This window comes from Zoogloea ramigera (genome assembly GCF_006539865.1).
Taxonomy (GTDB): domain Bacteria; phylum Pseudomonadota; class Gammaproteobacteria; order Burkholderiales; family Rhodocyclaceae; genus Zoogloea; species Zoogloea ramigera.
The window spans coordinates 1-1,270 of the sequence record NZ_BJNV01000167.1 but is presented as its reverse complement, the minus strand read 5'-3'; the positions used below and the strand labels follow the sequence as shown (position 1 = coordinate 1,270).

1 protein-coding gene is annotated in these 1,270 nt (G+C 62.4%); it reads right to left on the bottom strand.

Annotated elements, in window-relative coordinates:
* Nucleotides 1–15 precede the first annotated feature (15 nt).
* On the bottom strand, nucleotides 16–1,149 hold the full coding sequence (locus ZRA01_RS20240) for an ISAs1 family transposase (protein ID WP_141355173.1): 1,134 nt from the start codon (nucleotides 1,147–1,149) through the stop codon (nucleotides 16–18).
* Nucleotides 1,150–1,270 lie beyond the last annotated feature (121 nt).

Below are 1,270 nucleotides of genomic sequence, written 5' to 3'. Positions count from 1 at the left end.
AGGGCAATCGCACCGTCACGTCATGAATCCGAGCACTTCCGCCCGAAACTCGTCAGACGCCGAAGCCATCAGTCTTTTGTTCTTTATTCCCACCTTGCTGGTGGTGTTGAGGCGCAACAGATTCATCACGATATGGCGGACGATCGCGAGGTTGTTGGCCGCAAAGCCGCTCCGCGTGCGGGACTGGTCGTCGGCGAGCTGAACATCGAGGCACCAATGGAGCCGGTTTTCCACTTCCCAATGGCCTCTCACGGCGCGGGCCAGGCGTGCGGCGTCGGCGGGCAGGCTGCTGATGAAATACGCGCGCTCAATGCTCGTCCGCCCGTCCTGCGTGCGCTCGCGCTCGATGATGGCGAAGCTGCGGATGTCTTTCCACTGTTCATGCTTGTAGAGCCGATCTACCGCGTCGTAGGCCCAGCAGCGGCGCACCTCGAGACGGCCGTGGTTCGGTTTCGTGGCCGTGACCTCGTCGGTCGAACAGGGCTGCAGCGCGCCCTCGGGGCCCAGCCCGGCAAACATGATCGAATCGAGCAGATTCGGGTGATTGTCCTTCACGCACAGCACATAGTCGGCCTCGCCTCTGCGGATCGTTTCGGCGATCTTGGTCTGGGTACCCATTGCGTCGATGGTCACGATCGTCCCCTGGAGCGCCAGGGTCTTGAGCAGCTCGGGGATGGCGGTGATCTCATTGGACTTCTCTTCGGTGGCCTTCTGCCCCAGTACAACCCCGAGGCCGGCGGCGAAGGCGCTCACCAGGTGCAGCGGATGGGAGTCGGCGTCATTCTTGTTGTGCGAGCGGCGGCTGGTCTTGCCGTCGATCGCCACCACCGTGTCTTGGGCCAGCGCCGGGATCACCATCCCCACCCAGCGCCGGAAGGCGGCCTCGAACTCGTCGGGCGAAATCAGCCCGAACACGCGGGCCAGCGTGTCGTGGGACGGGATGCCCTGCTCAAGCTTCATGAAGCCCCGCAGCCAGTCGAGTTTCAACTTGGCCCACTCCTCGATGCCGACAAAGTCGTCCGCGCCACTGAGCACCCCGCACACCACGACCGTCAGGAGTTCGGCCAGATCGTGCTGTGTGTGCCGAGGGCTGCGCGGATCGGAGATCGAAACAAACACCTGCATCAGCGGCATCACTCCTGTCTTCATGGGAAGCCCAAAAAGCCAGGAAACTACACACTTTCTGCGGCTGTGAACAGGGGGTGTGTAAGGCTATGAAGGTGAACGATGTTTTGCGGTGGGGTATGTCGGGTCGGTACGATTGCCCTGG

Coding starts and splice junctions, on each gene's coding strand:
- ZRA01_RS20240 (WP_141355173.1), bottom strand. CDS start 1,149: ATGAAGACAGGAGTGATGCCGCTGATGCAGGTGTTTGTTTCGATCTCC.